We start from the raw sequence: 6,697 nt of genomic DNA, 5'->3' as shown, positions 1-6,697 counted from the left end.
CCTGAAGAGCGCGCCAACATCCTGGCCTATCTGCAGACGCTGGACGCTGCGCCGGTGCCATTCCCAGCGGCGGAAGCCGCGCCCGCTGAAGAACCCGCTGCCGCAGAGCCGGCCGAGGCGGCTGCGCCTGCTGAGGCAGTTGCGCCAGCCGAACCTGCGACTGACGCGCCCGCTGCCACTCCGGCAGAAGAGCCTGCGGCCGAACCGGCGTCCGAGCCTGCGTCAGTTGTCGAGACTCCCACGACCACCAGTACAGAAACCCCGGTCGAAGGCACCCCGATTACGACAACGACCGCGCAATAGCGCTGGCTTAGTCAGACCATTTTTAAAGCCGCGCCCGGTCAACGGCGCGGCTTTTTGCTGGAAGGAACAAGATCATGCTGTTGCTGCACCTGACCGATGTCGATGAAGCAGGCTGGGCCGAAGCGCTGCGCGCTACCCTGGATGGCTACCCCGTCGTGCGGCGTGGCGATGACTATGACCCTGCCGCGATCCGCTACATCTTTGTCTGGAAGCCTGAGGCCAATGCCTTTGTTGGCTTGACTGGGCTGAAGGCCATTCTGTCGCTTGGTGCGGGCGTCGACGCCCTGCTCCAACACCCTGCCCTGCCCGATGCTCCCATTGTGCGCTTTGTCGATGATGAACTGAGCCAGCAGATGAGCGACTACGTGGTGGCGCACGTCACCATGCATCATCGGCTCTACACCCGCTTTCACGCCGACCAGAAGGCCAGGCGCTGGCGCCAGCTCTACCCGCCAGCGGCGTCGGAAACCACGGTGGGGATCATGGGCATGGGCGTGTTGGGTCAGGATGCGGTCCGCCGGCTCAAGTCGCTGGGCTTTGATTTGCGCAGCTGGAGCCGCACCCCCAAGAACATGGACGGCGTGGCGGGCTTCGCGGGCGCCGAGCAATTCGACGCTTTCCTCGCCGGCACCGATATTCTGGTGAACCTGTTGCCACTGACGCCAGAAACCACCGGCATTCTCAATAGCGACACCTTCGCCAAGCTGCGACGAGACCGGCTGGCGGGCGGGCCCGTCATCGTCAACGCGGCCCGTGGCGGGCATCAGCGCGAAGCCGACATCGTCAAGGCGCTGGGTGACGGCACCCTGGGCGCGGTGAGCCTTGATGTGTTCGAGACCGAACCGCTGCCAGCGACCAGCCCGCTCTGGGACATCGAAAATTGCTATATCACCCCGCATATTGCCGCGATCAGCAACAAAAAGAGCGGCGTGCGCTATTTCAGCGGGATCATTGCGCGCCATGAGGCTGGCGACCCGCTGATCAATGTGGTCGATCGCGAGCGCGGCTACTGAACGAGCGCTGGTTCAGCAGCGCAGTTCCCAATATTGCCCATTGAGATCGGCGCCAAACGACTGGTGCCGCTCCTCGCGCAGCAGGGTGAACCCGGCCTTCTGGTAGATATGGCGGGCCGTGCTCAGGCAATCCTGGGTCCACAGGATGACGCGGCCATAGCCAGCCTCGCGGGAAAAGCGCACAGCCTCCTCGACCAGTAACCGGCCCACGCCCTGGCCGCGAAAGGCCGGCTCGACATAGAGCATGCGCAATTGCGCCGTGCCCGCGGCCTCGGTCGCGCCGGCAGGGACAATGTAGACGGATCCGGCGATCTCGCCGCCACGATCGGCAATCCACAGCGATTTGGGCGGCGTGGTGGGGGCGTCAACGAAATCGCCGTAGAGCTTGGCGATCAGCATTTCGAAATCGCCATTCCAGCCCTGTTCGAGGTGATAGAGCAAGCCCTGGCGGTGGATCAGCCAGCCGATCTCCCCGACGCGGTGCGGCCGCAGGATCAGCGGCGCGTCGCCGGGCTGCGCCAGCATGGCCTGAATCCGGCGCATCGACCCCACAAGGTCTCGGCGCTCGAACGCGTCAAGCGGGGCGAGCAGCGTCCCCACTGCGGCATTGCTGGCGTTGTCGAACCCCTGATAGACCGCCTCACCTCGCGGGGCGAGGGCCAGATCGTTGACGCGCTTGTCGCTCCCGTTGGCCGCAATCGAGAGCAAGCCATGGCTGTCAAGGCGCCGCACCAGCCGGCTCAGTTGCCCGGGATCCATGCCCAGTCCGCGCGCCAGTTCGCTGGCTGCCATGGCGGCACCACGCTTGCCCAGTTCATAGATCACCCGTGCTTCGGCCAGGCTGAACAGGCTCTCGTGCATGCCTTCGTTCAGCAGACCGATCACGCCGGTATAGAACCGGTTGAAGGCGCGCACCTGCGCGATATCTTCGGACGGTACACCCATAACCATGCCCTCATTGACGCTTGATATTGTCAACGAGTTCGTTGTCGAAGTCAACTATTAGGATAACGCTGCTTGAGCACCGTGTAGACGGCGCGGATGCCCTGATCGGTGCCGCCGTGGGAACGGGCAGGACGGGCTTCCGGGGCCCAGCCAAATATATCCAGATGCACCCATGCCTTGGCTTTGCCGACGAAGCGGCGCAGGAACAGCGCCGCGGTGATCGAGCCGGCAAAGCCACCCGACGCGGCATTGTTCACATCGGCAATCTTGCTGCTCATCATGGCGTCATAGGGCGACCAGAGCGGCATGTGCCAGAGCGGGTCATCGGTGGCCAGCCCGGCGGCCATCAGCGCGCGCGCCAGTTCTTCATCGGCTGAATAGAGCGGGGGCAGTTCGGGGCCCAGCGCCACGCGAGCAGCTCCGGTCAGCGTTGCCATGTCGAACAGCAGGTCGGGGCTTTCCTCGTCGGCCAGCGCCAGCGCATCGGCCAGGATCAGCCGGCCTTCGGCATCGGTATTGCCGATCTCGACTGTCAGACCCTTGCGTGATGTCAGCACATCGCCGGGGCGGAAGGACGCGGCGGAAATGGCATTTTCGACCACCGGAATGAGCACGCGCAGGCGGAGCTTGAGACCAGCCGAAACAATGGCATGGGTGAGCCCCAGCACATTGGCGGCGCCGCCCATATCCTTTTTCATCAGCAACATGCCGGCCGCGCCCTTGATGTCGAGGCCGCCGGTATCAAAGGTCACCCCCTTGCCTACCAGCGTGACCTTGGGATGGCTGGGGTCGCCCCAGCTCAGGTCGATCAGGCGCGGCGGCTCGGCCGCAGCGCGACCCACGGCGTGGATCAGCGGGAAATTGGCGGCCAGCAGATCATCGCCAGCCGTGACCGATATGGCCATGTCACGGGCCGCCGCGAAGTCGCGGATTGCGGCTTCAAAGGCGTCGGGGCCCAGATCGTTGGCTGGCGTGTTGATCAGATCGCGGGCGATGGTCGCCGCCTCTACCTGCCGGTCAATTTCGGCGGCATCGACCCCCTCGGGCGGGCTCAGCATGGGCCCGGGCTTGCCGGAGCGGTACCGATCGAAGCGATACGTGCCGAGGCGAAACCCGATCGCCGCCAGTTCTGGATCACCATAGGTGCCCTCGAGACGGTAATCGCCGGCGGGCAGCGCAGCGCCAGCCAGACCGGTGAGCATTGCGGGATGAGCGGTGGCCTCACCCAGGCCGAACAGATAGGCGCACAGGCCGGCATCGGTGTCCGGGACGGGCAGCAGGCGACCGCGCTGCCCGGTGAAGCCATTGGTGTCGGCCCATGCGCGCTGGGCGGGCGTTATGCCGGCCGCAGCAAGACCGCCCTCGCTCACGCAGATGACAGGAATGGGATTGGACATTGGCGGGCTCCGCAAAGGTGTTGGTGAGGTTTGCCAGCGGTCGGCAGTTGCCGCTGTGACGGCGAGCTCGCTGCTTTAACTGGCTGTTAGGGTTAATGATTTATTGCTCCAGAGCAAGGGCCAGCGGTCCACAACAGAATATTGCGCGGTCGCGTTGGCGAGGTTTCGTCCGCTCTGACGCCGCCTTGGAGCTGCCGGTGACGTTCCTCTACACCAATTTCAAGTCTGTGCGTACGCTGCTGATGGCAGGTGTAGCGATTGTGGCGCTGGGTGCGTGTGCATCCAACCGTAGCAGCGCCCCGTCACCGGACTATTCCGGCATGAGTGCAGGGCAGAGTCAGGCCAGTCTGGGCGAACTCTCGGCCCGCTACAAATCCAACCCGCGTGACAAGGGTGTCATCATCCACTACGCGGCAGCCCTGCGCGCCGTGGGGCAGCCTCAACAGGCGGTAGCGGTGCTCGAAGTGGGTATCGATGCCCATCCCAAGGATGTCGACATCTCTGTTGCCTATGCCAAAGCACTGACAGCTGACGGTCGGTTCGACCAGTCACTGGCGGTACTCGACAATGTGATCCGCCCCGATGTCCCCGACTGGAATGCCCTGCTGGTCAAAGGTGCCACGCTGGACCAATTGGGGCGCAATGGCGAAGCGCGTGAACTCTACACCCAGGCACTGACCATTATGCCCGGTGAGGCCTCGATCGAAGCCAATATGGGGCTGAGCTATGCGATGACCAATGAACTGGGCACCGCCGAACAGCATCTGCGCCGCGCGGTGCAGATGCGCGGGGCCAGCAGCCAGATCCGGCAGAACCTGGCACTGATCGTCGGACTGCAGGGTCGATTCGATGAGTGCCGGGCGCTCTATGCGGCCGAGCTGCCGCCCGATCAGGTCAACAACAACATGACCTATGTGCGCGCCCTGCTGACCCAACAGAACCGCTGGGACAAGATTGCCAAAGGCTAAGCAGTGCTGCGCTGACCGGAACAGATCCACGCCGCCCCTCGGGCGGCGTCGTTTTTTTGGACCTTACCTTAGCCGCCAGCAACCCCGCCGGGACCAAACACCTTGATCATGGCCGGGGAGATAATGACGATGAACAGCACCGGCAGGAAGAACAGGATCAGCGGGACCGTGAGCTTGGGCGGCAGCGCTGCTGCCTTCTTTTCGGCGTCCATCATGCGCTGTTCGCGGCCTTCCTCGGCCATCACGCGCAGCGCCTGACCAACCGAGGTGCCGTAGCGGTCGGCCTGAATAAGCGCGGTCATCACCGATCTGACGCCGTCCAGACCGGTGCGGCGGCCCAGATTGTCATAGGCGCGGCTGCGGTCTTCCAGAAAGGAGAGTTCGGCAGTGGTGAGGGCCAGTTCTTCGGCCAGCTCGGCGCTCTGCTGGCCGATTTCACGGCCGACGCGCTTGAAGGCATGCTCCATGGACATGCCGGCCTCGACGCATAGCAGCAGCAGATCGAGGCAATCCGGCCAGGCCCTGCGGATCGACATCTGGCGCTTTGTCGTGGTGTTCTGGAGCAGGATATTGGGCAGAAACGAGCCGAGCAGCCCGCCGCCGACGGCGTAAACAAGATTGAGATAAAGCGGCCGCTCGCCCGGCGACAGCACCAGCAGATACAGTGCCGCTACCAGGAAAATCGCGATTGGCGTTGACAGGCGCATGAACAGAAAGGTGGTCAGGTGGCCCTGCCCGCGATAGCCGGCCATAGCCAGCTTGTCGACCGTGGCATCGTCCTGGAAGGCCTTTTTGAGGTCGAGCTTTTCGACCACGTTTTTCATATAGGACTTGGTTTCGCCGGTGCGCCTTATACCGCGCCCTTCCACGGCCGTGCTGCCGCCGCCGCGCAGCCGGGCCATTTCTTCGGCACGCATCTTCTCGCGCTCGAGCGCGACGCGCCTGATGCGGTCCTTCATCTCGGTTTTGACTATGAAGCTGGAGCCGAAGGTGAAGACGACCGCCGCCATGGATATTGCCGCAAGTACGGCGATCAGGAATTCGCGCTGGCCCAGCAGTTCAAAGATATACATTTGTGCTTCCCTGCCCGATCAATAGTCGAACTTGACCATCTTGCTCATGACAAAGATGCCGGCCGAGAACATGGCGACGCCGATGCCCAGCCAGATATTGCCAAGGGTGGTGAAGAACAATGGCGCCAGATAGGCCGGCGATGTCAGACTCACCAGAATGCCCACCACAAAGGGCAGCGAACCGATGATGCCAGCCGACGCCTTGGCTTCCGAGGACATGGCCTTGATCTTCTGTTTCATCTTCTTGCGGTTGCGCAGCACCTTGGCGAGGTTGCCCAGCGCCTCGGACAGATTGCCACCGGCCTGCTGCTGGACCGTAATGACCACGACGAAGAAATTGACTTCGGGCAATGGCACACGATCAAGCAGCACGGTGACCGCTTCGGTCATGGTCATGCCGACAGCCTGCTGATCAAGCACCCGAGCGAATTCGGATTTGACCGGTTCTTTGGCGTCCTTGGCCACCACCCGCATGGAGTCATTGAGCGGCAGGCCGGTCTTGACGCCGCGCACAACGGCTTCAACAGCGTTGGGCAGCTCGTCGAGGAACCTGTCCTGATACTTGCGGCGCTTGCGATTGACATACATGCGCGGCACCAAATATCCGGCGGCTATCGCAAAGACCGGGGCAAAATAGATTGGCACCTGTACCAAGACCAGAACCACAAACGCCACGACGCCCAAAATGACGCTATTGCGAATGAAGGCCGCCGGCTTGATGGTCATGCCCGCCTGAAACAGGCGCTGCTTGAGCGTGGCGCGCTTTTTCTGGTTCAGCGCAGCTGTCTGGTTCTTGAGCGTCTGCTGCAGTTCCTTGCGGCGCTGGTCGCGGTTGCGCGTGGCATCCAGCTCCAGCCGATTGACCCGAATGTCACCCTGAAATGACTTCAGGCGCTGCTCGGCACGCCCACTGCCGATTGCCGAAGGCACCAGGGCAAAGCCGATGGCACCGACAACAATCATGGCAAGCAGAGCGATAATGAGGGGACCAAACATGC

The 6,697-nt window shown here is 63.0% G+C and carries 6 protein-coding genes and 1 pseudogene; 3 read left to right on the top strand and 4 right to left on the bottom strand.

The genetic code is table 11. The features are described from left to right. A pseudogene (locus Q8O80_RS09735) lies at nt 1-303 on the top strand (cytochrome c family protein); the annotation flags it as partial. Nucleotides 304-377: 74 nt separating this feature from the next. Continuing rightward, complete coding sequence (locus Q8O80_RS09730; protein WP_305579268.1) at nt 378-1,316, top strand: glyoxylate/hydroxypyruvate reductase A; 939 nt, start codon at nt 378-380, stop codon at nt 1,314-1,316. Nucleotides 1,317-1,328: 12 nt separating this feature from the next. Here Q8O80_RS09730 and Q8O80_RS09725 read toward each other — a convergent pair whose 3' ends face one another. Together Q8O80_RS09725 and Q8O80_RS09720 are read right to left on the bottom strand one after the other, a co-directional pair. Beyond that, nucleotides 1,329-2,261 carry a helix-turn-helix domain-containing GNAT family N-acetyltransferase gene (locus Q8O80_RS09725; RefSeq protein ID WP_305579267.1) on the bottom strand — a complete coding sequence of 311 codons (933 nt, stop codon included), beginning with the start codon at nt 2,259-2,261 and terminating at the stop codon, nt 1,329-1,331. Nucleotides 2,262-2,311: 50 nt separating this feature from the next. Next, nucleotides 2,312-3,658 (bottom strand): M17 family metallopeptidase, encoded by a 1,347-nt coding sequence (locus Q8O80_RS09720; protein ID WP_305579266.1) that lies wholly within the window; start codon nt 3,656-3,658, stop codon nt 2,312-2,314. Between the two features lie 197 nt (nt 3,659-3,855). Between Q8O80_RS09720 and Q8O80_RS09715 the strand changes: the two genes are divergently transcribed. Next, complete coding sequence (locus Q8O80_RS09715) at nt 3,856-4,626, top strand: tetratricopeptide repeat protein (RefSeq protein ID WP_305579265.1); 771 nt, start codon at nt 3,856-3,858, stop codon at nt 4,624-4,626. Between the two features lie 68 nt (nt 4,627-4,694). Here Q8O80_RS09715 and Q8O80_RS09710 read toward each other — a convergent pair whose 3' ends face one another. Then, the gene (locus Q8O80_RS09710) at nt 4,695-5,699 is read right to left on the bottom strand and encodes a type II secretion system F family protein (protein ID WP_305579264.1); all 1,005 of its coding nucleotides are present in this window, start codon (nt 5,697-5,699) and stop codon (nt 4,695-4,697) included. 18 nt (nt 5,700-5,717) lie between these two features. Continuing rightward, the gene (locus Q8O80_RS09705; protein ID WP_305579263.1) at nt 5,718-6,695 is read right to left on the bottom strand and encodes a type II secretion system F family protein; all 978 of its coding nucleotides are present in this window, start codon (nt 6,693-6,695) and stop codon (nt 5,718-5,720) included. Nucleotides 6,696-6,697: the final 2 nt, after the last annotated feature.

This window comes from Devosia sp. (assembly GCF_030689745.1).
In the GTDB taxonomy this organism is placed as follows: domain Bacteria; phylum Pseudomonadota; class Alphaproteobacteria; order Rhizobiales; family Devosiaceae; genus Devosia; species Devosia alba.
Note: the sequence above shows the minus strand (reverse complement) of the source record. Positions and strands in the feature narration are given on the sequence as shown.